Consider the following 23,938-nt stretch of genomic DNA (forward strand, 5'->3'; position numbering starts at 1 on the left):
CAGGAGAGAATAAATTTTTGACTAGCGCAATAACGGGCAGTCCGGCGGTAATCGACAACGCAACGCCGCCGGAAGTATTTCTATATGAAAACGTTGGCCACTTAATGGTTCGCCATCAAGGTTAAAGGTGATTTCATGCGGCGCTTGTATCTCGAACCACGCCGAAGCGCCTTCAACAATATTCGGATTTTCTTCATCAGGTTTTAAGGTTGAGAAGAGAGCGGGAAGAATTTCGTCACCGGTGAAAATACGCAGTTGCAATAACCCATCGTTAATCAGCGCATTCGGGCACAGTTGCTGACCGCCACCGGCCTGACGCCCGTTGCCAATACCAATAACCAGCGCATCGCCTTGCCAGTGAAAATTTTCACCACGGATTTCGCAGCGGTCCGGTTGCAACGTATCCATGCGCATTAAGCCGTGAATGATGTAAGAGACGCCACCCAGCGCGGCTTTTAATTTCTCCGGTGTTTCGGTGGTAATGCGCGTACCAAATCCGCCCGTCGCCATGTTGATAAAACAGGTTTGTTTGTTGACCTGCGCCATATCAATCGCAATGGCGTTACCGGCAATTGCCAGTTTAAATGCCTTATCCAGCGCTTCAGGAATACCCACACTGGTGGCAAAATCGTTCGCTGTACCTAGCGGCAATATTCCCAAAGCAGGAATGTCATCACCTTCGCACTGAATCAATGCCGTGGAGACTTCATTAATAGTGCCATCTCCACCTCCGGCAATTACCGTTGCAACGCCAAGCTGACGGGCTTCAGCAACATAACGCGCGGCATCATCTTTCTCCCAGGTGGTTCGTACATGGATCGTCATTCCTTCTTCACGCAACAGCATAATCGCTTCGCGCAATATCTCATTGCCAGCACTTTTGCCGTTAAGAATCAGTAAGCTGGCGGGAAAATCTGCCATGGTCGTCTGCCTTTATGATTGGTCTGTAGATAGTGTAGAGCAGAAAAGAAAAGGCGGAGTCAGAACAGGATGAAAGCGTGGTACAAAAAAATAAGCCCGTGTAAGGGAGATTACACAGGCTAAGGAGGTGGTTCCTAGTACAGCTAGCATTTTATGGGTTATGTTTTTCAGCGAAACAGATAATAACCTTAATAAATGCAGCCGTATGTGATCGGTTTCTAAGAATTTTCTATCCGGGAAAAATAATCGAAATGAATCACTTACCGTGCGGGTTACGCGTGGTTTCCCCGGAGAAATTACGCATCAGCAGTGCGTAATTCAGCTCGAGATCCTGCGGAACCGGGAGCCACACGGTATAGCCATCGCCAGGCGCGACCGGCATCGCTTCACCTTTGGCGTTTTCCATGTGCTCAAGGGTAAAGTTGATATTGCCCTGTGGCGTCATCAGTTCCAGGCTGTCGCCAACGGAGAATTTATTTTTCACCGCTACGGCTGCCAGAGAGCCTTTACGCTCACCGGTAAACTCTCCAACAAACTGCTGGCGGTCAGAAACGGAATAACCGTATTCGTAGTTCTGGTAATCGTCGTGAGTATGACGACGCAGGAAACCTTCGGTGTAACCACGATGCGCCAGGCCTTCCAGTGTTTCCAGAAGGCTGGTGTCGAACGGTTTGCCCGCAGCGGCGTCATCGATAGCTTTACGATAAACCTGCGCGGTACGTGCACAATAGTAGAAAGATTTAGTGCGGCCTTCGATTTTCAGCGAATGCACGCCCATTTTGGTCAGGCGTTCAACATGGGCGATGGCGCGCAGATCTTTCGAGTTCATGATGTAAGTGCCGTGCTCATCTTCAAACGCGGTCATATACTCGCCCGGGCGCTGGGCTTCTTCGATCATAAACACTTTGTCGGTTGGCGCACCGATACCCAGCGTCGGCTCGACGTTTTGCACCGGAATCGGCTCGTATTTGTGTACGATGTTGCCAACGTCATCTTCTTTCCCTTCCTGCACGTTGTACTCCCAACGGCAGGCGTTGGTGCAGGTGCCCTGGTTTGGATCGCGTTTGTTGATGTAGCCAGAGAGCAGGCAGCGGCCGGAGTAGGCCATGCACAGCGCACCGTGAACGAAGATTTCAAGCTCCATATCCGGAACCTGATTGCGGATCTCTTCAATCTCTTCCAGCGACAGCTCGCGGGAGAGGATCACGCGGGTCAACCCCATTTGCTGCCAGAATTTCACCGTCGCCCAGTTTACGGCGTTGGCCTGCACGGAAAGGTGGATCGGCATTTCAGGGAAGTGTTCACGCACCAGCATAATCAGCCCCGGATCGGACATAATCAGTGCGTCCGGCCCCATTTCCACCACCGGTTTCAGATCACGGATAAAGGTTTTTAGCTTGGCATTGTGTGGCGCAATGTTGACCACGACATAAAACTTTTTCCCCAGCGCGTGGGCTTCATTGATGCCGAGCTGGAGATTTTCGTGGTTAAATTCGTTGTTGCGCACACGCAGGGAGTAACGCGGTTGCCCCGCATAAACAGCATCTGCGCCATAAGCGAAAGCGTAACGCATATTTTTCAGCGTTCCCGCCGGGGAAAGGAGTTCCGGTTTAAACATAATTCTCTCGTTCTGATGACAGGTCAGATCCGCTTCACCTGATGAAGCGGTTAGGGGAGTGTCCCCACTTTAAGGGCGGGCATTGTAGCGCAATCGGTGGGGTTGGCTCCAGTGCAAATGTCTGGTCGCGTCCTGGTTTTGGTAAGGATACGAATAACGATAATTTCTTCGGCACTTGCAGGAAATAAATAACGTGGCGTTCAAAAAGAAGAACAAAAATTCTTTCACCTGATATGAAACTTATCCTCCCATTATTTTAATGGCGCGGCTTGATCCTTAGCATCAATAAGTAAGTGTTTATTAGAAATAAAGCCGGGCGCGTTATCCGCGCCCGGCATAACAATTAAGTCTTATCTTTCACAGTCTGGCTTACGCCATTGTTTTTTACTGAGGCAATTCCGATTTCGCGTGATTGAGTGGTGGCGTACATTTGACTGGAGCCGATTATCTGATGATTAGCGGCTTTCAGATTGAAATAAAATTTGCCGTTGCTCGCTGTTTTTTTCTCATAGCGTTCATCCTGCGGGCTGTTGCTTTGCACAGAGGCAATGCCCTTTTCCGCAGCGGCTTTTGAGGTATACAGTTCGCTGGTGAGAATAGTCTCACCGTTACCCGCTTTTAACACAAACCGGAACTGATTATCACTGCTCTTATTGAGTTCAAACCAACCAGCCATAATGACTCCTTGATTGAAATTGCGTATTGAAAACAGTATGTAACGATTTAAGTATGGGTGATATTCATAAGGTTGCCAATCAGGGGAATACCCCCCTAAAGGAGCTGTCTCTTGATCAGATCTCCTGATCAAGAGACAGCTCCTTTCAGAGAGGGGCATGACGGATTAATAAACAAGGAATTCAGCCCTCGCGAGGGCAAAGATACGTTAAACAATGCGGCAGGCGTCGGCTTCCCAGCGATAACCGACACCGTAAACGGCGCGGATAAATGACTGCTCTTCGTCCAGTGCTTCCAGCTTGCGGCGCAGGTTTTTAATGTGGCTATCGATGGTACGGTCGGTCACTACGCGGTAGTCGTCATAAAGATGATTGAGTAACTGCTCGCGGGAGAACACTTTTCCCGGTTCATGGGAGAGTGTTTTCAGCAGGCGAAATTCCGCAGGGGTCAGATCAAGCATTTTGCCGCGCCACGAAGCCTGAAAACGACCTTCGTCGATAATTAACGGGCTTTCTGCATCTTGCTGTTGCAACTCACGCTGCGGTTTGCAACGACGCAATATAGTTTTGACGCGCGCTACCACTTCCCGCGGGCTATACGGTTTACAGATGTAATCATCAGCACCGATTTCCAGCCCCAGCAGGCGGTCGATCTCTTCGATTTTCGCTGTCACCATAACAATGGGAATATCAGAAAAACGACGAATCTCCCGACACAGTGTCAGACCATCGGTGCCTGGTAACATCAGATCTAACAGGATCAGATCCGGTGGCGTCTGGCGCACATACGGCAGTACCTGATCGCTGTGGCTAATCAACGTCGGCGCATAGCTTGCGGCACGCAGATAATCAATGAGCAACTGCCCCAGTTTGGGTTCATCTTCCACGATCAAAATACGCGGCGTGTTTTCGTCGATAGGTAACTCGGTCATACTTCTCTCTGTAAATCCCGTTCCAGCGGTAACTCTACTGTAATGCTAACCCCGCCAAAAGGCGAATGGGCGGCAACAATGCGACCATTATGTGCTTCAACAATGTTCAGGCAAATTGCCAACCCCAGCCCGGAGCCGCCGCTGGCACGGTTGCGGGAACCTTCCGTGCGATAAAAACGCTCAAACAATTTTTGTAACTGATCGTCGCTGACTCCCGGTGCGCTGTCGGCAAAGGTCAGATGCACCATTTTGTCGTGCTGTTCGGCGGAAATATGCAGGCCACCGCCACTGTCGGTGTAGCGCAGGCTGTTTTCCAGTAAGTTATTAAACAACTGCATTAAACGATCGCGATCGCCAAATACGGTAATGCTGTCCGGCAAGGAGAATTGCAGAGTCAACCCACGACTGGCGAAACGTTCGCGAAATGCGCCGCCCGCGACTTCAAGTAGTGGAACGAGATCCACCGTTGCTTTCTGGTAGGCGAGAGCGCCTTCATCAGACATCGACAACTGATGGAGATCGTCGACCAGTTTAGTCAACGTTCCGACCTCCGCCTGTAAAGAAGCCACTGTCTCTGGCGTGAATTTACGTACACCATCCTGGATGGCTTCCAGTTCGCCGCGCAGTACCGCTAAAGGCGTGCGCAGTTCGTGAGAAATGTCGGCCATAAAATCGCGGCGCATCTGCTGGTTTTTCTCCAGCGTACTGGCGAGCTGGTTGAAGTCCTGTGCCAGTTTGCCCAGTTCGTCTTCGCTGGTGGGCGTCACGCGAGTGGTGAAATCACCTGCTGCCAGTTTGTGCGTGCCGTCAACTAACCGTTTTACCGGTGCCAGCAAGCCGCGTGCCAGTGGGAACGTCGCCAGCGCTGCCAGTAAAGTAGATAAAGCCACAATCAGCCAACTGGTTTGCCGTTGTTGCTTATCAAAATTGATATCGGTATTGCGGGTCAGCCGCTCGACAGGGGAGGCGATCACCGCGCCGACTTCCAGACCATTGACCAGAATAGGCCGCCGTGTGCCGTCAGGTGGAATAGGTGAGCGAGGGCCAACCAGCACTTTGTTATTTTGATCGACCACCCAGAACTGGGTGCGCCAGCCGTGCGGCGGCATACCGGGGCCGGGCTTATCGTCGTTGCTATCATGTTCAAGTGAACGCAGGATCTGAAACACAAAACGATCGTTGTTACGCAGGAAGCGCCAGTTGCCATGCTGGGCGTACTGCTCGCCAAGTGCGTCGCCAAGCATTTGCAGCCGTTGCTCATTGCCATGCTTAATGTAATCGATAAAGCCGCGCTCAAAACTGATACGCACCGCCCAGTGCATCGTGATCAGCAAGACGATGCAGGTGGCGAAGATCGCCAGAAACAGTTTGCCGGTAATGCCGGGCCGCCAGAACTTCATTCAGTGCTCCTTTTGCGCCGCGAAATAGCCACATTTTGATGTGTATCGTTCGGAACTCTGGCAAAGATGAACGCCGGAAGGGCGATAAGAAACGCCATGCTTAGCCAGGTGTACATAAAGACGGTTTGTGTGGCACCGCTGTCGACGCTGACATGCTGCGAACCAAAAAGCCCAAGCAACAGCCCGGCGATGGTCACGCCGATACTCATCGACAATTGCATAATCATCGACAGCAGGCTGTTGCCACTGCTTGCCAGTTTGTCCGGCAGATCTTTCAGTGTCAGCGTGTTCATGGAGGAAAAACGCGTTGAGTTGACCATCCCTTGTAAAAACAGAACGAATGGTAAAACGTAGTACCAGCCAAGCAGCGCGGTGGCCATAAACAGCAGTGTGACCAGCGACAGGCCCAGCGTAGTCGCCACCAGTACCCGACGATAACCAAAGCGGTTCACTACCTGCACGACTATCCGCTTCATCCCCATGCTGCCGAGCACCATTGGGATCATCATCAATCCGGCATGAAAGGGTGAGAAGCCGAGACCAATCTGCAAGAAAACCGGCGTCATAAAGGGCAACATACCGCTGCCGATACGTCCGGCGAAGCTCCCCGCCAGGCCCAACGAAAAGGTACGGGTGCGGAACAGTTTCAGGCTGAACAGGGCGCGGGCGTTATTTCTGGCATGTATGAGATAAAGCATAAGCGCCACCACGCCAACAGCAACCAGGCCAGCAATCGCCAGCGGCGATAAGCCCGTACCTTTACTGCCATCCAGCGCCAGCGTTAATACCGCCATGCCAACCGCCAGCAACAGAAAGCCGGAGAGATCAAAGCGCCGCGTCTGCATGGTGTAGTTCGGCATTAACATTAGTGTGGCGATCGCGCCGATAATTCCAACCGGAATGTTGATCAAAAAGATCCAGTGCCATGACGCGTACTCCACCAGCAGGCCGCCCAGCGCCGGGCCAAGCAGTGGGCCAACCTGGCCAGGCAGCGTCACAAAGGTCATCGCCGCCATATATTGCTCGCGCGGAACAATTTTCATCACCGTCAACCTGCCAACCGGCACCATCATCGCACCGCCCACGCCCTGCAATGCGCGCGCCAGCAACAGTTCATTAAGGGTGCCGGAAAGCGCGCAAAACAGTGAACCAAGGGTAAACAGGACAATAGCGGTAAAGAAAATATTGCGCACGCCGACTTTGTCCGCCAGCCAGCCGCTGGCAGGCAGCATCACCGCCACGGTCAGCACATAAGAGACAATGACCATGTGCATATGCAGCGGGCTTTCCCCCAGGCTTTGCGCCATTGAGGGAAGGGCAGTGTTAACGATGGTGGTGTCCAGCGACTGCATAAAGAAGCCGAAAGCCACAATCCACAATTGCCAGCGGGTGCTGTCGGGAAGATCTGTCATTTACTCGGTTACCGTTTCTTTAGATTTTCGCGAAAAACGCAGTCGCAGACGGTCGAAAAAGAGATACACCACCGGCGTGGTATACAGCGTCAGGAGCTGACTCATCACCAGGCCGCCGACAATGGTGATCCCCAATGGTTGCCGCAGTTCCGAGCCATCGCCGCCCGACAATACCAGCGGCAGCGCGCCAAACAGCGCCGCCAGGGTCGTCATCATTATCGGGCGAAAACGCAGCAGGCAGGCCTGGAAAATGGCCTCCTGCGGAGTCAGATTAGCGTGGCGTTGGGCTTCAAGCGCAAAATCGACCATCATGATGGCGTTTTTCTTCACGATGCCGATTAATAGCATAATCCCTATCAGGGCGACCAGGCTGAACGGAGCATTAAACAGCTCCAGCGCCAGTAGCGCTCCAACGCCCGCCGAAGGCAGGGTGGAGAGAATGGTCAGCGGATGCACGTAACTCTCGTACAACATCCCCAGCACGATATACACCGTGGCGATGGCCGCGATAATCAGGATCACCTGCGAATTCATCGTCTCCTGGAACACCTGCGCCGTTCCGGCAAAACTGCCGCGCACCGTGGAAGGTACGCCAAGCTGCGTCATTGCGCGGTCGATTGCCGCACTGGCGTCCGAGAGTGATTTCCCGGTCGGCAGGTTGAACGAGATGGTTGAGGCTGCGGACAGTCCCTGATGATTCACTGACAGCGGCGCATTCGCCGGTTGCCATTTAGCGAAATATGACAGCGGGATCGCTTTGCCTTCGTTATTAATGACGAACATTTTTTCCAGCGCGCTGATGTCCTGGGTATAGCGCGGATCAACTTCCATCACCACTTTATACTGGTTCATTGGCTGGTAAATGGTCGAGATTTGCCGCTGACCGAAGGCGTTATTCAGCAGGCTGTTAGCGGCCTGTACGTCGATTCCCAATCGCGCCATCGTGTCGCGGTCGTAAACCAGGTTCATCTCCGCGCCGTTGTCTTGCTGGTCAGAGTTAACGTCCGCCAGTTCCGGCAACGTCGCCAGTTTTTTGCGGATTTTCGGCTCCCATTCGCGCAGTGCTGCCAGATCGTCAGACAATAACGTGTACTGGTAGCTGGCGTTCGACTGACGTCCGCCAACGCGAATATCCTGTACCGCCATCAGGAACAGATTCGCCCCTGGCTCTTTCGCCAGCTTCACGCGCAGACGGTCGATAATTTGCTGGGCGGTTTCGCTGCGTTCATCGCGCGGTTTCAGCGTGATAAACATCATTCCGCTGTTAACTCGCGAGCCACCGGTAAAGCCAGTGACATTATCCACCGCCGGGTCATCACGGATAATTTTCATGAAGTCCTGCAACTTACCGCGCATCGCCTGAAACGAAATACTCTGATCGGCCTGTATCCCGCCCATCAGTACGCCGGTGTCCTGCTCCGGGAAGAACGTTTTCGGGATCGAGATATACAGCCAGATATTCAGCGCAATGGTGCCAAGCAGCACTACGCCTACCAGACGGGTGTGATTGAGAACCCATTTCAGCGACTTGCCGTAGCCTTGTTGCAGCGCAACCAGCATCCGGCCAAAACCGCGTAACCGTGTTTGCTCACGCGGCTTGCTGGCTTTCAGCATCCAGCCGCACATCATCGGCGTCAGCGTCAGGGAAACCAGCAGTGAAATACCTATCGCCACCGAAAGCGTCACGGCAAACTCGCGTAACAAGCGCCCCGGCAAGCCGCCCATCAACAACAGCGGCAGGAACACAGCTACCAGTGACAGGCTCATCGACAGAACTGTAAAACCGACTTCGCGGGTGCCTTGCAGTGCGGCCTGTAGCGGTTTCATTCCCGCTTCCAGATGACGGGCAATGTTTTCCAGCACCACGATGGCGTCATCGACTACAAAGCCAGTAGCGATGGTGAGTGCCATCAGCGACAGGTTATTGAGACTGAAACCGCAAAGATACATCGCTGCAAAGGTGCCAATCAGCGAAACCGGCACTGCAACCGCAGGAATGATCGTCGCCCGACCTGAACGCAGGAACAAAAAGACCACTAAAATCACCAGCGCCACCGAAATAATCAGCGTCTGCTCGACTTCTTCCAGCGAGGCGCGAATGGTGGGGGAGCGATCCTGAGCTATTTGCAGATCAATCGCCGCCGGGATTGTCTCCTGTAACTCCGGTAATTTCGCCCGGATGCTGTCTACCGTCTGGATGATATTGGCTTCCGGCAGTTTGCGGATCATCAACAAAATAGCCGGTTTGGCGTTGGTCATCCCGGCGTTGCGCACATCCTGTACTGAGTCGGTTACCGTTGCCACATCACCCAGACGAACCGCGCCGCCGTTGTTGTAATGAATAATCAACGGCTGGTATTCGGCGGCAGTTTTCAGCTCATCGTTGGTCTGGATCTGCCAGCGGTGAGTGTCATCTTCCAGCGCCCCCTGCGGTTTACGCACGTTGGCATTGCTGATGGCGGTGCGCACATCGTCCAGCGACACGCCCTGATTAAACAGCGCCTGTGGATTCAGCCCGACGCGCACCGCAGGCAGCGAGCTGCCGCCGACATCGACATCACCGACGCCGTCGATTTGTGCAATTGTCGGAGCCAGTTGCGTCGAGGCAAAATCGTACAGTTCCCCCTGCGAATAAGTATCGGACGTCAGCGTCAGGATCATAATTGGTGCATCCGACGGGTTCGCTTTGCGATAAGTCGGACGGCTTGGCATCCCACTGGGCAGCAGACTTTGGGCGGCGTTGATCGCCGCCTGTACATCGCGCGCCGCGCCGTTGATATCCCGGTCAAAATCAAACTGCAAAATGATACGCGTGCTGCCGAGCGAACTGCTGGAGGTCATTTCACTGACCCCGGCAATGCGCCCAAGCGAGCGTTCCAGCGGTGTGGCAACGGAAGACGCCATCGTCTCTGGCGACGCACCGGGCAGCGAGGCGCTGACCATAATTACCGGAAAATCGACCTGCGGCAGCGGGGCGACCGGCAGCATACGGAAGCCCAGTATGCCGCAAAGGGTAATGGCAATCGACAGTAAAATCGTCGCCACCGGGCGGTAAATGAAGAGGGCAAAAAACTTCACTTACGCCTCCTCTTCATGGCGGGCAAAGCGGCTTTTGGTCCACAATGCCAGGCGGTCGAACAGCAGATAAATCACCGGCGTGGTGAACAGCGTCAGCACCTGACTGACAACCAGACCGCCGACCATGCCGATACCTAACGGACGACGCAGTTCCGCGCCGACTCCGGTACTCAACATCAGCGGCAATGCACCGAGCAGCGCTGCCAGCGTGGTCATCAGGATCGGACGAAAACGCAGCAGGCAGGCCTGGTAGATGGCATCTCGCGGCGACATGCCTTGCTCGCGCTCAGCGGCCAGCGCGAAGTCGATCATCATGATGGCGTTTTTCTTCACAATACCGATCAGCAAAATAATGCCGATAATGGCGATCACATCCAGCTCACTACCGGCAATCAGCAACGCCAGCAATGCGCCGACACCTGCCGTTGGCAACGTCGAGAGAATAGTGATCGGGTGAATAAAGCTTTCGTACAGAATACCGAGCACGATATACATCGCCACCACTGCCGCGACAATCAGCCAGACAGTGCTACCCAATGCCGACTGGAAGGCGAGGGTACTACCCTGGAATTGCGTGGTGATATCCACTGGCAGATTTAGCGTCTTCTCGGTATCCATAATCGCCTGCACCGCATCGCCCAGTGAATAGTTATCCGGCACGTTAAAGGAGATGGTCGTTACCGGGAACTGATCCAGATGGTTGATGGAGAGCGGCGCAAAACGCTGCTCAATTTTAGCTATCGAGCTGAGTGGCACTACGCCGCCGTCGCTGCTGGTCAGGCGAATGGTATCCAGCGCCGCCAGCCCTGGTGTGTTTTCAGTGTTGTGCTCCAGCACCACGCGATACTGGTTGGCCTGAGTATAAATCGTCGAAATTAGCCGCTGACCAAAGGCGTTGTACAGGGCGTTATCAACATCCGCCATGCTGATCCCCAGACGGCTGGCGCTGTCGCGATCAACGTTAACATACGCCACCAGTCCTTTGTCCTGCCAGTCGCTGGAGACATCAGAAAGCTGCGGCAGTTGCTGGAGTTTTTCCATTAGCTGCGGCACCCAGGTACTGAGCGCATCCAGAGACGTGGCCTGCAATGTAAACTGGTACTGCGTGCGGCTGACCTGAGTATCGATGGTCAGATCCTGCGTTGGCTGCAGGAAGAGATCGACGCCCGGCACTTTATCTACCGCCGTTTGCAAACGGGCGATAACTTTTTGTACCCGATCATCACGCTCATCCAGCGGTTTCAGATTGATCTGCAAACGCGCACTGTTCAGCGACGGGTTAGTGCCATCAACGCCCACAAATGAGGTCAGGCTTTGCACTGCCGGGTCCTGCAAAATCACCTCCGCGACCTGGCGTTGCCGCTGGGCCATATTGGCAAAGGAGCTGGATTGCGGTGCCTGCAAGGTGCCCTGAATAATGCCGTTGTCCTGCACCGGGAAGAAGCCTTTTGGAATAAACACCCACAGCAGCACGCTAAGCAGCAGCGTACTGAGCGCCACGCTTAAGGTCAGCCACGGATGATTCAGCACCTTCGTAAGTCCGCGACCATAGGCGGCGATTATCCGCTCGAACATTTTTTCCGAGGCGCGGGAGAAGCGGTTCTGTTTACGCAGCGACTCCTGGCTAAGCATCCGCGCGCACATCATCGGCGTCAGGGTCAGCGACACGACGGCTGAGATCAAAATCGCTACTGCCAGAGTAATGGCAAATTCGCGGAACAGTCGCCCGACGATATCGCCCATAAACAGCAATGGGATCAGCACTGCAATCAGCGAGAAGGTCAGCGAGATAATGGTAAAGCCGATTTCGCCTGCACCCTTGAGCGCCGCTGCCAGCGGTTTTTCACCTTTTTCGATATAGCGCGAAATGTTTTCGATCACCACGATGGCATCATCGACCACAAACCCGGTGGCGATGGTTAACGCCATCAGGGTCAGGTTATTGATCGAGAAATCGAGAAATACCATGACCGCGAAGGTGCCGATTAACGACAGCGGCACCGCGACGCCAGGAATGATGGTTGCCGGAATATTTCGTAGAAACAGGTAGATAATCATCACCACCAGCGCGATAGCCATCATCAGCTCAAACTGGGTATCGTCGACCGATGCGCGGATATTGGTGGTGCGGTCAGAAAGCACCGTCACTTTTACCGATTTCGGCAGACTCTCAGTGAGCTGCGGCAGCATCTGACGAATGCTGTCAGCGGTGGAGATAATGTTAGCGCCAGGCTGGCGCTGAACATTCATGACGATGGCTTGTTCTTTATTCGCCCACGCACCAAGCCAGGTGTTTTCCGCCCCTTGTTCTACGGTAGCGACATCGCCAAGACGAATCGGCGCGCCGTTCTGGTACGCGATAATTAACTGACGGTACTCTTCCGCAGACTGCATTTGATCGTTTGCGGAAAGCGTGACTGCGCGGGAGGGGCCGTCGAGGCTACCTTTAGCCGAGTTAACGTTCGCGCCGGTAATAGCTGTGCGTACAGTTTCGCTGGTCAGGCCGAGGGCGGCAATCGCCTGAGCGTTAAGTTTGACGCGAACGGCCGGACGCTGACCGCCGGAAAGCGTTACCAGCCCGACGCCGGAAATCTGCGAGATTTTCTGCGCCACGCGGGTTTCTACCATATCTTCCACCTGCGTCATCGGCATGGCGGTTGAGGTAACGGCAAGCGTCATGATCGGCGGATCTGCCGGATTCACTTTGCTGTAAACCGGTGGGTTAGGCAGATCGCCTGGTAACAGGTTAGTGGCGGCGTTAATTGCGGCCTGCACCTCCTGCTCGGCAACGTCCAGCGGTAATGTTAGCTGGAACTGTAAAGTGATGACCGACGCGCCGCCGGAACTTTGCGACGACATCTGTTTCAGTCCGGACATTTGCCCGAACTGGCGTTCAAGTGGCGCGGTAACGGCAGAGGTCATCACATCCGGGCTGGCACCGGGGTAAAGCGTAACCACCTGAATCGTCGGATAATCCACTTCCGGCAACGCCGAAACGGGCAGGGTGCGGTAGCCAATAATCCCGGCGAGTAAGATCGCTACCATCAGCAGCGTGGTGGCGACAGGACGCATAATAAACAGGCGCGACGGGCCGCCTGTGCTGCTCGGAGGTAACACCTGCATCAGGAGCGCGCTCCTTTTTTCGCATATTCGCGGCTGGTGGCTTTCTCTTCTGGTGTGCTTGTGCCTTGCGCTTCAACCACTTCCACTTTCGCCCCTTCGGTCAGGCGGTCAATGCCGTCCGTCACTACCCGATCGCCTGCGGAAATACCTGCGCGGATCACCACTTTCTGGCTGTCCTGAATGCCCGGTGTCACCAGATGCTTGCTGACTTTGTTTTCGCTATTCAGCACCCAGACAAAGTGACCTTCGTTACCCATTTGCAGTGCAGCGGTTGGGATCACCACGGCGTTTTGTTCAGTGTCCACTAACATGCGGGCGTTAACAAACTGGTTGGGGAACAGCGCATCATCCTGATTATTAAAGCGTGCTTTTACTTTGATGGTGCCAGTGGTGGCGTCGATTTGGTTATCGAGACTTAACAGCGTACCTTCACTTAATTTCTTCGAGTTGGTGCGATCCCAGGCTTCAACAACCAGCGGTTTTCCGGATTTTTGTGCCTGCACAACGGTGGCGATATCGCTTTCCGGTAGAGTAAATACCAGATCGATAGGATGCGTCTGGGTGATCACCACAATGCCAGTGGTATCGCCGCTGGAGATTTGGTTACCGACATCAACCTGTTTCAGGCCAACCCGACCATCGACTGGTGCGGTGATGCGACTCCAGTCGAGTTGCAGTTGTGCGCTGGCAACGCTGGCTTCATCCGCCTTAATGGTGCCTTCGGTTTCACTGACCAGTGCCTGTTGGGCATCCAGTTCCTGACGGGAAACGAGGTTGGTTTTTGCCAGTTGTTGATAACGCGCCAAATCTCGGCGGGCATTGGCAAGTGTGGCTTTATCTTTTGCCAGTTGTCCTTGTGCCTGGGCCAGTGCAACTTTGAACTGGCTGGGATCAATCTCAGCCAGTAAATCCCCCGCTTTTACCTGCTGACCTTCCTGAAAATGCAACGCCATCAACTGGCCGTCAACGCGACTGCGCACTGTGACGGTGTTTGCAGCGGTAATGGTGCCAAGCCCGGTGAGATAACGCGGAACTGCCTGTTCAACGGCAGTTGCTGCCTGCACGGGAGCCAGCGGTCCGGAGCGCATACCACGACGGCCACCGGCTGGCGGCTGCTGCGCTTGCTTCGTCGCACCTGGCGCTGCGCTCTGGGATTCATTGCGGCCTTGCCAGAACCAGAATGCGGCGATGGCGGCGATAACCACCACGATTACGATTACCCAACGGGATTTATAACTGCCTTTCATCGTTAAGAGTTTCTCTTCCTGAAACGTTTCGCGGAATGATACTAGTGTAGCCAGCTAATCAGGGAGAAAAATGGAGGAATTATGAAACAGTTTCGCGAATCGTCTGAATGGTTGTGCACTTTGCGAGCGCGCATCCAGTAATAACATGTGAAACTATTTTATCTGCAGGTTAGCGATAGACTACGTGCATGGCGATAAGGAGGTAAGCCGACGATTTCAGCGGGATGCTGAAACGGGAAAGCCCCTCCCGAAGACTGTCTCTTATACACAAGTCCCCACCCGGGGATTTGTGATGTCTGTCAGTCTGCTTTAGGGGGGACTCTTTCCATCCGGTACTTTCCTTCCTCCCCGGTAGCCATTTTTTGAACTTTTTCTTCACCCGTTGATCTTCTCTTATATTTCATTTTATTCGGCTCTGTTATGGTACTTTCTGATTGTTATTCATGGGCTAACGAGCGGTTTGGACATGCCCGTCTCGGTGATCAGCGTCGTACACGACGCCTTGTGTCACTGGCCTCTTCTCTCGCTCAGCATGCAGGTCTTTCTATTGTGAAATCATCCCAGTCCACTGCTCAGGTTGAAGGTGCGTACCGCCTGATACGTAACCCGTCTGTGTCCCCGCAAGCCATTGCCGAAGCCGGATTTACCGCCACTGTAAGGGCATGTGAGGCTCATCCGCTGCTCCTCGCACTGGAAGACACCACCACCATTAACTTCAGCCACAGTACGGCATCTGATGACCTGGGGAATACCACCACTAACCCGAAGACGCACGGGCTGCTGGCTCACTCTGTCCTGATGTACGCCCCCAACAGCGCCCTGCCAGTCGGTCTTATCGAACAGCAGCGCTGGAGTCGGGTCACGGACACCTACGGTGTTAAGCACCAGCGAAAAGAACGTCCCTATGAAGAAAAAGAAAGTTACCGCTGGCAGCAGGCTTCGGAGCGTATGGCCGAACGGCTGGGGGAGATACAGAAACGGGTAATCACTGTCTGTGACCGGGAAGCGGATATCTGGCATTACCTGCATTATAAAGTCAGCCACGGACAGCGCTTCGTGGTGCGTGCTGCACAGAATCGCCGGCTGGAAGAAGCACCCGGCAAGCTCTTCGAACTGCCGGAAGTCCTGGCAACCGCGGGAAGCCACACGCTGAATGTGATGCAAAAAGGCGGGCGGGCAGCCCGCCAGGCCCGGATGTTCATCAGTTACAGCGAAGTCAGCATAAAAAATCCCGACAACAGCGGCCAGGCGCTCCCGCTCACGTATGTCTGTTGCCGGGAGCAGGCAGAGGACGGTGCCTGCTGGCATCTGCTGACGTCAGAAAAAGTGGCGAGTGCCGCCGATGCGCGACGTATCGTCAGCCATTACGAGCGACGCTGGCTGATAGAGGAATACCACAAGGCGTGGAAAAGTGGTGGTACATGTGTGGAATCGCTGCGAATGCAGACCCGGGATAACCTTGAGCGCATGGTGGTTATCAAGGCGTTTATCGCGGTACGGGTGCTGGGCCTGCGGCAGGGAGGTATCAGTGAAGAAACACAAAATGACAGCTGTGAGAAAATACTGACGCCGACAGAGTGGAAACTGCTGTGGGTTAAGCTGGAAGGAAAACCGCTTCCGTCACAGACGCCGACACTGAAATGGGCCTGTCTGAAACTGGCGAAACTGGGGCGATGGCATGACAGCAAACGCACAGGCCGCCCCGGTTGGGTAGTTATGTGGGATGGCTGGTTCAGACTTCAGGATATGGTTGAGGGTTACCTGGTGATGAAGTCTCTTGATCAGGAGATCTGATCAAGAGACAGCCCGAAGAAGGGGCCTTAAAGAAGGAAAGGGTCATGATGAAATGGATCATCATCGTGGTGCTCTTAGTCATTAGCTTACTGGCTTACTAAGACTACTAGGGCGGGGGAAACCCCGCTCTACCCTCACTCCTGAAAGTATGCCTTCACGATAAGATTGTCAATCTGCAGGCTTTGCAGTCTGCGATCCTGCCAGCAAATATTCTTTGCGAGTCGTTACGCAATAAACACAGAGGGAACTATTTTGTTCACGCGTTAGCGATAGACTGCATTCAGGGCGAAAGGAGGTAAGCCGACGATTTCAGCGGGACGCTGAAACGGGAAACCCTCTCCCGGAGAAGAGGGCTTTTAATAAGGAAAGGGTTATGATGAAGCACGGAGCCTGTACATAGATTTGTGTAATTGCCTGATTTTGATATGTTCAATCCAGCATCAAATGAAGGTTAATTTATGGACGAAAAACAGTTACAGGCTCTGGCTAACGAACTGGCCAAAAACCTCAAAACCCCTGAAGACCTCAGTCAGTTTGATCGGCTGCTGAAAAAGCTCAGCGTTGAAGCCGCTCTCAATGCAGAGATGACACACCATCCTGGGTATGAGAAAAATCAGTCCAGACCAGGAGCTAACTCCCGCAACGGTTTTTCCACAAAGACCGTTATCACAGGCGACGGTCCACTGGAACTGCGTACTCCGCGCGATCGTGACGGTACCTTCGAACCACAACTGGTAAAGAAAAATCAGACCCGTATTACCGGGATGGATAACCAGATCCTCTCGTTGTATGCCAAAGGGATGACCACCCGTGAGATAGCTGCTGCGTTCAAAGAACTGTATGACGCAGATGTTTCACCGGCACTGATATCAAAGGTTACCGATGCCGTGATGGAGCAGGTTGTAGAATGGCAAAACCGACCACTGGATGCTGTTTACCCCATTGTTTATCTTGACTGTATCGTCCTGAAAGTTCGGCAGGACAGTCGCGTCATCAACAAATCGGTGTTCCTGGCACTGGGCATCAATATCGAAGGTCAGAAAGAACTGCTGGGTATGTGGCTGGCCGAAAATGAAGGGGCGAAGTTCTGGCTCAATGTGCTGACTGAACTGAAAAACCGCGGTCTGAACGATATCCTCATCGCCTGTGTGGATGGCCTGAAAGGCTTCCCGGATGCCATCAACACAGTATATCCGAAGGCCCGCATCCAGTTATGCATCGTGCATATGGTGCGCAACAGCCTGCGCTTCGTGTCATGGAAGGACTACAAAGCCGTCACTCGCGACCTGAAAGCGATTTATCAGGCTCCCACGGAAGAGGCAGGCCAGCAGGCACTGGAAGCGTTCGCTGCGGCCTGGGACTGTCGCTATCCTCAGATAAGCCGAAGCTGGCAGGCTAACTGGCCGAATCTTGCCACGTTCTTCGCTTATCCAACGGACATCCGCAAAGTGATCTATACGACGAATGCCATCGAGTCGCTAAACAGCGTGATCCGCCATGCGCTCAAAAAGCGTAAAGTGTTCCCGACAGACGACTCGGTGAAAAAAGTGGTGTGGCTGGCAATCCAGTCTGCGTCCCAGAAATGGACGATGCCGTTGAAGGACTGGCGAATGGCAATGAGCCGCTTTATTATCGAGTTCGGTGACCGCCTGGACGGTCACTTCTGAGAAAAGGCATTTACACAGAATCTTAAACAGGCTCGAAGCACGTCATCATACTGGTGATACTCTTAGTGATTAGCTTCCAGGCTTACTAAGAACACCAGGGGGAGGGGGAAACCTCTCCCTAACCCTCACTCCTGAAATTATGTCACTCCGCCCTTAGTGTCAATCGACGGCTCTCCGTTCTTGCGAGGCGAATAGCAAAATTTTCTGCGCCGCCGGGCCTAATTCTGAAAGTTTCTTCGTTTGCTCTTATTTCATTATTGCAATCGGTATGATACCGGACCTCAATAATTCTCTAAGAAAGGATTTCTTATGAGCGAACAAATCACGTTTGCCACCAGCGATTTTGCCAGTAACCCGGAACCACGTTGCCCCTGCATTTTGCTGCTGGATGTTTCTGGTTCGATGAACGGTAGACCCATTAATGAACTTAACGCCGGATTGGTTACCTTTCGCGATGAGCTGCTTGCCGACCCGCTGGCCTTAAAAAGAGTGGAACTTGGTATTGTGACGTTCGGCCCAGTGCATGTGGAACAACCCTTTACCAGCGCCGCGAATTTTTTCCCGCCCATCCTGTTTGCCCAGGGCGATACACCAATGGGTGCCGCCATTACCAAAGCCCTGGATATGGTAGAGGAGCGGAAACGTGAGTATCGTGCAAATGGTATTTCGTATTATCGCCCGTGGATTTTCCTGATCACCGATGGTGCACCAACCGATGAGTGGCAGGCTGCCGCCAACAAAGTGTTTCAGGGGGAAGAAGATAAGAAGTTTGCCTTCTTTTCCATCGGTGTTCAGGGGGCGGATATGAAGACTCTGGCACAAATCAGCGTTCGTCAGCCTTTGCCACTGCAGGGATTACAATTCCGTGAACTGTTTAGCTGGTTATCCAGTTCGCTGCGTTCGGTTTCCCGCTCCACGCCGGGAACGGAAGTTGTGCTGGAAGCGCCAAAAGGCTGGACGTCAGTGTGAGCTGGCGTCTGGTTTATGCATCCGCTGTTGGAACGTCGCACATTAGCGCTGATTTACCTTGTCAGGATGCCTGCCAGATGCAGGTTGCCTGGCTAAATGACCAGCAGCCATTATTGTCGGTATTTGTCGCTGATGGCGCAGGCAGTGTCTCGCAGGGTGGCGAAGGCGCGATGCTTGCCATCAATGAAGCGATGGCTTATGTGTCGCAAAAAGTGCAGCACGGTGAATTTGGACTCAATGATATCCTCGCCACGGATATTGTGCTGACCGTTCGTCAGCGACTTTTTGCCGAGGCGGAAGCCAAAGAATTAGCAGTTCGCGATTTTGCCTGCACGTTTCTGGGATTGATTTCATCGGCTAACGGCACCTTGATTATGCAGATTGGCGATGGCGGCGTGGTGGTGGATTTTGGTCACGGTCTGCAATTACCGCTTACGCCGATGGTGGGTGAATATGCCAATATGACGCATTTCATTAGCGATGAAGATGCCGTTTCCAGACTGGAAACTTTCACCAGCACTGAGCGTGTGCATAAAGTTGCAGCATTTACGGATGGTATCCAGCGACTGGCGTTAAATATGTTGGATAATTCTCCGCATGTGCCTTTCTTTACCCCGTTTTTCAATGGACTGGCGGCAGCAACGCAGGAACAACTCGATTTATTACCTGAATTGTTAAAGCAGTTTTTGTCCAGCCCGGCGGTAAACGAGCGTACGGATGATGATAAAACGTTGGCACTGGCGCTGTGGTTACCATGAAACCCACTTTATATACTGCTACTGGTGAGTGCGTTACGCCAGGCCGTGAACTGGGCAAAGGCGGTGAAGGCGCGGTTTATGATATCGAGGAGTTTGCCGATAGCGTCGCCAAGATTTATCACACGCCGCCACCCGCCTTAAAACAGGACAAACTTGCCTTTATGGCTGCGACAGCTGACGCGCAGTTGTTGAATTATGTCGCCTGGCCGCAGGCAACGCTTCACGGTGGGCGAGGCGGAAAAGTTATCGGTTTTATGATGCCAAAAGTTTCTGGTAAAGAACCGATTCATATGATCTATAGCCCGGCACATCGTCGCCAGAGTTACCCTCATTGTGCGTGGGATTTTCTACTCTATGTTGCGCGCAATATTGCTTCATCTTTTGCTACGGTTCACGAGCACGGGCACGTCGTGGGGGACGTAAACCAGAACAGCTTTATGGTAGGTCGCGACAGCAAAGTGGTGTTGATCGATAGTGACTCCTTTCAGATTAACGCCAATGGCATACTGCATTTATGCGAAGTCGGCGTGTCGCATTTTACGCCGCCAGAGCTACAAACCTTGCCATCATTTGTCGGTTTTGAACGTACCGCGAATCACGATAATTTTGGCCTTGCGTTGCTGATTTTTCACGTCTTGTTTGGTGGGCGGCATCCTTATTCTGGTGTGCCGCTTATCTCTGATGCGGGTAATGCGCTGGAGACGGATATTGCCCATTTCCGTTATGCCTACGCGTCAGACAACCAGCGACGTGGTTTAAAACCGCCGCCACGATCGATTCCGCTGTCGATGTTACCGGGCGATGTTGAAGCCATGTTTCAGCAGGCGTTTACGGAAAGTGGCGTAGCAACCGGGCGTCCGACGGCTAAAGCGTGGGTAGCAGCACTTGATTTACTACGCCAACAGTTAAAGAAATGTACCGTTTCGGCAATGCATGTTTATCCCGCTCATTTGACCGACTGCCCGTGGTGTACGCTGGATAATCAAGGCGTTATCTATTTTATTGATCTCGGCGAAGAGGTCATTACCACCGGCGGTGATTTTGTGCTGGCGAAAGTCTGGGCGATGGTGATGGCGTCAGTAGCGCCGCCAGCATTGCAACTGCCATTACCCGATCATTTCCAACCGACTGGCAGGCCGCTTCCTTTAGGCCTGTTACGGCGCGAATACATCATTCTGATTGAGATCGCACTGTCAGCGTTATCGCTGTTGCTTTGCGGCCTTCAGGCAGAACCGAGTTATATTATTTTGGTTCCTGTGCTGGCGGCTATCTGGATTATTGGCAGTCTGACAAGCAAAGCGTACAAAGCAGAAGTTCAGCAACGCCGTGAGGCATTTAATCGCGCGAAAATGGACTATGACCATTTAGTCAGCCAGAGCCAACAGTTGGGCGGGCTGGAAGGTTTTATCGCCAAACGGACGATGCTCGAAAAAATGAAGGACGAAATTCTCGGGTTACCGGAAGAAGAAAAACGTGCTCTGGCAGCACTTCACGACACTGCAAGGGAACGGCAGAAGCAGAAGTTTCTGGAGGGATTTTTTATTGATGCTGCCTCTATTCCCGGCGTTGGCCCTGCGCGTAAAGCGGCGTTACGGTCTTTTGGTATTGAAACAGCAGCGGATGTTACCCGTCGTGGGGTTAAGCAAGTTAAAGGGTTTGGCGACCATCTGACCCAGGCTGTCATTGACTGGAAAGCGAGCTGCGAACGCCGATTTGTGTTCAGGCCGAATGAAGCGGTAACGCCAGCAGACAGGCAGGCGGTAATGGCGAAAATTGCCGCCAAACGACATCGACTGGAATCGGCGTTGACTGTCGGCGCGACAGAGTTGCAGCGTTTCCGTCTTCATGCTTCTGCACGGACTATGCCGTTGCTGGAACCGTTACGTCAGGCGGCGGAGAAACTGGCTCAGGTGCAGGCAGATTTAAGCCGTTGCTGAGCCATCCTTCATTTAACGAAATACCACTTCCGCCCAGCGTGCCAGTCCGGCGGTGACGGAGCCAAAGTCATCGCCGCCAGCAATCGGAATCCCCGGCAACTGTTCCGCCAGTGCCTTTTTAATCAGCGGCGAGCGGGCGCTACCACCAGTCAGATAGATGACGTCCGGTTTTTCCTGGGCGTTATCCAGCGCCAGTTGCACCTGTTCCAGAATCCGCGCCAACGGCTGGTTGAGGGCGCTCTCCAACCCTTGCTGGCTAATCAGCGTAGCCAGTTCGTCGCGGATAAATGGCAGCGACGCGCGAGTTTCAACTTCACTGGAAAGCGCAATTTTGCTCTCTTCTGCGCAGCGTACCAGGCGATAACTTAAACGTTGCCGCCAGACTTTCTGCAACAGGGCAACTTTTTCCGGTTCGCGGGCATCTCGTACTAAATCATTAAGCAGACGACCATTGGCGCTACTGTAGAAATCGCTTTGCGCAGGTACGTCGTTGATGGCGACCGCATTCCACCACGGCAGAATCGGCAGGGCGATACCTTTTTCTGTATCGCCACCCATGCCCAGCAGTGGCATCAGGTGTTTAAACGCCAGTGCGATATCCAGATCGTTACCGCCAATACGGCAGCCACTGTGACCAAGCAGACTGGCTTCACGATCCAGGCGCGAACGCCACTGGGGGCCCATAAGCAACAATGAACAGTCAGTCGTACCGCCACCGATATCCACCACCAGTACACGTTTTTCTTCCTGCAAGGTCGCTTCGTAATCCAGCCCGGCCGCCACCGGTTCGTACTGGAATACCACATCCTTGAACCCGGCACGCTTCGCCGCACGTTCGAGGATCCCCTGCGCCTGGGCGTTAGCTTCATCGCCACCCAGCCCCTGGAAGTTAATCGGACGGCCAATCACCGCTTGGGTAATCGCTTCAGGTAACTGCGCTTGTGCTTGTTGGCGAATGTGTAACATCATTGCGCAGACCAGATCTTCAAACAGCGCCACCTGCTGAGGTTTTAAACCGCTGGCTCCGAGGAACGATTTCGGTGATTTCACAAACCACACTTCTTCCGGATCATCAATGTACTGCGCCAGTGAGGAAAGACCGAACTGCACGCTTTTCGCCGTAACATCGATATCTTCTTCGCGGTTGTAACGAATCGCCCGACGCAGCAGCGCCTGCGTTTCATCGTCGTTTGCCGGAACATCATGATGGCGGTACAGCCATTCGCTTACAGCTTCACGCGTTGGTGCGCAAAGCATTGAAGGCAGCAGCGAGCTGTCATTTTCCATTTTCAGCAACTGTGGTTTACCGTCACGCATCACCGCTACTGAACAGTTTGCTGTACCGTAATCAAAACCAATAAACACGAAATAATCCCCATGCCGGTGAAGAAGGGGCGTGACTTTAGCGAAATGTTGTCGCCGCGACAACCGGAATATGAAAGCAAAGCGCTGCGTCTGAATAACGTTTATGTTGAAAGCGGATAAAAAAGGAGATGCGATGTATACCCTGAACTGGCAACCGCCGTATGACTGGTCGTGGATGTTGGGATTTCTTGCCACTCGTGCGGTGAGCGGTGTGGAAACGGTCGCTGACAATTATTATGCCCGCAGTCTGGCAGTGGGCGAACATCGGGGCATGATAACGGTGGTTCCTGATGTCGAAAATAATACGTTGCAAGTGAACTTAAGTTCGGGATTAGAACCGGTGGCGACCGAGTGCCTGGCGAAAATAAGCCGCCTGTTTGATCTGCAATGTAATCCGCAGATTGTTAATGGGGCGTTAGGTGAGTTAGGCGCGGCCGGGATTGCGTTTACTTGGCTGTGTTGATGCTTTTGAACAGGGCGTGCGCGCCATTTTAGGCCAACTGGTGAGCGTGGCGATGGCGGCGAAATTGACCGCCAAAGTGGTGCAGCTTTATGGCGAACGTCTGGATGATTTCCCGGATTATATCTGCTTTCCCACGCCTCAACGGCTGGCAGCAGCCGATTCGCAGGCGCTAAAAGCGTTGGGGATGCCGCTGAAACGTGCAGAGGCGTTGATCCATCTGGCAAATGCGGTACTGGATGGTTCCTTACCGATAACAATGCCCGGTGATGTTGAGCAGGCGATGAAAACGCTGCAAACCTTTCCTGGAATCGGGCGCTGGACGGCGAATTATTTCGCCTTGCGCGGCTGGCAAGCGAAAGATGTTTTTCTACCGGATGATTATTTAATTAAACAGCGATTTCCGGGAATGACGCCGGCACAAATCCGCCGTTATGCCGAACGCTGGAAACCCTGGCGTTCTTATGCGCTGTTGCATATCTGGTATACGGAAGGCTGGCAACCAGATGAAGCATTATGCTGGTCGCCGGGCGGCCGACGAAATGGATGAATTGTAGACGCATCAGGCGATGGGGGCGGCAAA

At 53.4% G+C, this 23,938-nt stretch carries 16 protein-coding genes and 1 pseudogene; 7 read left to right on the top strand and 10 right to left on the bottom strand.

The genetic code is table 11. The features are described from left to right. Positions 1–21: 21 nt before the first annotated feature. The 9 genes from yegS to mdtA form a co-directional block, all read right to left on the bottom strand. Positions 22–921 (bottom strand): lipid kinase YegS, encoded by a 900-nt coding sequence (yegS, locus tag C1192_RS01485; protein ID WP_038355301.1) that lies wholly within the window; start codon positions 919–921, stop codon positions 22–24. Between the two features lie 256 nt (positions 922–1,177). Further along, a complete protein-coding gene (gene trhP, locus C1192_RS01490; RefSeq protein ID WP_000476033.1) occupies positions 1,178–2,539 on the bottom strand; it encodes a prephenate-dependent tRNA uridine(34) hydroxylase TrhP in 1,362 nt (453 codons plus the stop codon). Between the two features lie 343 nt (positions 2,540–2,882). After that, positions 2,883–3,215 carry a YegP family protein gene (locus C1192_RS01495; RefSeq protein ID WP_038355300.1) on the bottom strand — a complete coding sequence of 111 codons (333 nt, stop codon included), beginning with the start codon at positions 3,213–3,215 and terminating at the stop codon, positions 2,883–2,885. Between the two features lie 207 nt (positions 3,216–3,422). Beyond that, a complete protein-coding gene (baeR, locus tag C1192_RS01500) occupies positions 3,423–4,145 on the bottom strand; it encodes an envelope stress response regulator BaeR (RefSeq protein WP_038355299.1) in 723 nt (240 codons plus the stop codon). Continuing rightward, positions 4,142–5,545: an envelope stress sensor histidine kinase BaeS gene (gene baeS / locus C1192_RS01505; protein ID WP_000675181.1), complete on the bottom strand. Its 1,404-nt coding sequence runs from the start codon at positions 5,543–5,545 to the stop codon at positions 4,142–4,144. Before baeS ends, baeR begins: the two co-directional genes overlap by 4 nt. Further along, the gene (locus tag C1192_RS01510; RefSeq protein WP_000130868.1) at positions 5,542–6,957 is read right to left on the bottom strand and encodes an MFS transporter; all 1,416 of its coding nucleotides are present in this window, start codon (positions 6,955–6,957) and stop codon (positions 5,542–5,544) included. Before C1192_RS01510 ends, baeS begins: the two co-directional genes overlap by 4 nt. Next, complete coding sequence (gene mdtC, locus C1192_RS01515; protein ID WP_038355298.1) at positions 6,958–10,035, bottom strand: multidrug efflux RND transporter permease subunit MdtC; 3,078 nt, start codon at positions 10,033–10,035, stop codon at positions 6,958–6,960. After that, positions 10,036–13,158, bottom strand: coding sequence for a multidrug efflux RND transporter permease subunit MdtB (gene mdtB, locus C1192_RS01520; RefSeq protein WP_001516645.1), 3,123 nt, complete (start codon positions 13,156–13,158; stop codon positions 10,036–10,038). Continuing rightward, positions 13,158–14,405 carry a multidrug efflux RND transporter subunit MdtA gene (mdtA, locus tag C1192_RS01525; RefSeq protein WP_000679018.1) on the bottom strand — a complete coding sequence of 416 codons (1,248 nt, stop codon included), beginning with the start codon at positions 14,403–14,405 and terminating at the stop codon, positions 13,158–13,160. Before mdtA ends, mdtB begins: the two co-directional genes overlap by 1 nt. Before the next feature lie 420 nt (positions 14,406–14,825). On the opposite strand from mdtA, the gene C1192_RS01530 reads away from it, so the two are divergent. The 6 genes from C1192_RS01530 to yegI all read left to right on the top strand — a co-directional run bounded on the left by C1192_RS01530 (position 14,826) and on the right by yegI (position 21,530). Further along, the gene (locus C1192_RS01530; protein WP_038355297.1) at positions 14,826–16,199 is read left to right on the top strand and encodes an IS4-like element ISEc13 family transposase; all 1,374 of its coding nucleotides are present in this window, start codon (positions 14,826–14,828) and stop codon (positions 16,197–16,199) included. A 458-nt stretch (positions 16,200–16,657) separates the two neighbouring features. Beyond that, positions 16,658–17,866 carry an IS256-like element IS1414 family transposase gene (locus C1192_RS01535; RefSeq protein ID WP_103194764.1) on the top strand — a complete coding sequence of 403 codons (1,209 nt, stop codon included), beginning with the start codon at positions 16,658–16,660 and terminating at the stop codon, positions 17,864–17,866. Between the two features lie 44 nt (positions 17,867–17,910). Continuing rightward, positions 17,911–17,955, top strand: coding sequence for a type I toxin-antitoxin system Ibs family toxin (locus C1192_RS01540; protein ID WP_072041592.1), 45 nt, complete (start codon positions 17,911–17,913; stop codon positions 17,953–17,955). Positions 17,956–18,175: 220 nt separating this feature from the next. Then, positions 18,176–18,835: a vWA domain-containing protein gene (locus tag C1192_RS01545; RefSeq protein WP_000003151.1), complete on the top strand. Its 660-nt coding sequence runs from the start codon at positions 18,176–18,178 to the stop codon at positions 18,833–18,835. After that, the gene (locus tag C1192_RS01550) at positions 18,832–19,593 is read left to right on the top strand and encodes a PP2C family serine/threonine-protein phosphatase (protein ID WP_038355131.1); all 762 of its coding nucleotides are present in this window, start codon (positions 18,832–18,834) and stop codon (positions 19,591–19,593) included. The genes C1192_RS01545 and C1192_RS01550 overlap by 4 nt, the downstream gene beginning before the upstream one ends. After that, entirely contained in the window at positions 19,590–21,530 is a 1,941-nt protein-coding gene (gene yegI, locus C1192_RS01555; protein ID WP_038355130.1) for a protein kinase YegI, read from the top strand. Before C1192_RS01550 ends, yegI begins: the two co-directional genes overlap by 4 nt. A gap of 12 nt (positions 21,531–21,542) precedes the next feature. Here the strand turns inward: yegI and yegD are convergent, their stop codons facing one another. After that, positions 21,543–22,895, bottom strand: coding sequence for a molecular chaperone (yegD, locus tag C1192_RS01560; RefSeq protein ID WP_000469721.1), 1,353 nt, complete (start codon positions 22,893–22,895; stop codon positions 21,543–21,545). 133 nt (positions 22,896–23,028) lie between these two features. Here yegD and alkA point away from each other — a divergent pair. Beyond that, positions 23,029–23,905, top strand: a pseudogene (gene alkA / locus C1192_RS01570) (DNA-3-methyladenine glycosylase 2). Positions 23,906–23,938: the final 33 nt, after the last annotated feature.

It is taken from the genome of Escherichia marmotae, assembly GCF_002900365.1.
Classification (GTDB): domain Bacteria; phylum Pseudomonadota; class Gammaproteobacteria; order Enterobacterales; family Enterobacteriaceae; genus Escherichia; species Escherichia marmotae.

Coding starts and splice junctions, on each gene's coding strand:
- yegS (WP_038355301.1), bottom strand. CDS start 921: ATGGCAGATTTTCCCGCCAGCTTACTGATTCTTAACGGCAAAAGTGCT.
- trhP (WP_000476033.1), bottom strand. CDS start 2,539: ATGTTTAAACCGGAACTCCTTTCCCCGGCGGGAACGCTGAAAAATATG.
- C1192_RS01495 (WP_038355300.1), bottom strand. CDS start 3,215: ATGGCTGGTTGGTTTGAACTCAATAAGAGCAGTGATAATCAGTTCCGG.
- baeR (WP_038355299.1), bottom strand. CDS start 4,145: ATGACCGAGTTACCTATCGACGAAAACACGCCGCGTATTTTGATCGTG.
- baeS (WP_000675181.1), bottom strand. CDS start 5,545: ATGAAGTTCTGGCGGCCCGGCATTACCGGCAAACTGTTTCTGGCGATC.
- C1192_RS01510 (WP_000130868.1), bottom strand. CDS start 6,957: ATGACAGATCTTCCCGACAGCACCCGCTGGCAATTGTGGATTGTGGCT.
- mdtB (WP_001516645.1), bottom strand. CDS start 13,158: ATGCAGGTGTTACCTCCGAGCAGCACAGGCGGCCCGTCGCGCCTGTTT.
- mdtA (WP_000679018.1), bottom strand. CDS start 14,405: ATGAAAGGCAGTTATAAATCCCGTTGGGTAATCGTAATCGTGGTGGTT.
- C1192_RS01530 (WP_038355297.1), top strand. CDS start 14,826: ATGGTACTTTCTGATTGTTATTCATGGGCTAACGAGCGGTTTGGACAT.
- C1192_RS01535 (WP_103194764.1), top strand. CDS start 16,658: ATGGACGAAAAACAGTTACAGGCTCTGGCTAACGAACTGGCCAAAAAC.
- C1192_RS01545 (WP_000003151.1), top strand. CDS start 18,176: ATGAGCGAACAAATCACGTTTGCCACCAGCGATTTTGCCAGTAACCCG.
- yegI (WP_038355130.1), top strand. CDS start 19,590: ATGAAACCCACTTTATATACTGCTACTGGTGAGTGCGTTACGCCAGGC.